The 892-nt window shown below is 71.7% G+C and carries 1 protein-coding gene; it reads left to right on the top strand.

Features of this window, described 5'->3' with window-relative positions; genetic code table 11:
- Positions 1-92 precede the first annotated feature (92 nt).
- The coding region (gene glpX / locus AC5LUJ_RS02720) for a class II fructose-bisphosphatase (protein WP_493464403.1) at positions 93-892 on the top strand (800 nt) is incomplete at its 3' end.

Below are 892 nucleotides of genomic sequence, written 5' to 3'. Positions count from 1 at the left end.
CCGGGTGACGTCCGCCCCGCGGCCGGCGGGCCGCCGGTGGCCCGCCGGCTATCGGTGGGCGGATTCACTCATGTGCAACTAGTCTCACTTCCGTGGCAGCCGAAAGCGCGAACCTTCCTGACCCGCTCGTCGTCCAGGGGCAGGCACCCGACCGCAACCTCGCCCTCGAGCTCGTCAGAGTGACCGAGGCGGGGGCCCTCGCGGCCGCCAGATGGGTCGGGCGCGGTGACAAGAACGGCGCCGACCAGGCCGCCGTGGACGCCATGCGACGGCTCGTCGGCACGGTGTCGATGCGGGGCGTCGTCGTCATCGGCGAGGGTGAGAAGGACGAGGCCCCCATGCTCTTCAACGGCGAGGAGGTCGGCTCGGGCGAGGGCCCCGAGTGCGACGTCGCCGTCGACCCGGTGGACGGCACCACCCTCACCGCCAAGGGCATGAACAACGCGATCTCCGTGATGGCGGTGTCCGAACGCGGGTCCATGTACGACGCGAGCGCCTGCTTCTACATGGAGAAGCTCGTCACCGGCCCCGAGGCCGCCGACGTGGTGGACATCACCGCACCGGTCGAGGACAACATCCGGGCCGTCGCCAAGGCCAAGAGCGTGCATCCGCGGGACGTGACCGTCGTCGTCCTGGAACGCCCGCGCCACGTCCAGCTGATCGAGCAGATCCGCGCGGCCGGCGCCCGGGTGAAGCTCATCTCCGACGGGGACGTCGCCGGCGCGGTCATGGCGGCCTCCGCCGACACCGGCGTCGACCTGCTGCTCGGCATCGGTGGCACCCCCGAGGGGATCATCAGCGCGTGCGCGGTGACCTGTCTCGGCGGTGTCATCCAGGGACGGCTGTGGCCGCGGGACGACGCCGAGCGCACCAAGCTCGCCGACGCCGGCCA

The organism is Protofrankia sp. CiP1_Cm_nod3 (assembly GCF_982290655.1).
This window is presented reverse-complemented; position numbering and strand designations above follow the sequence as displayed.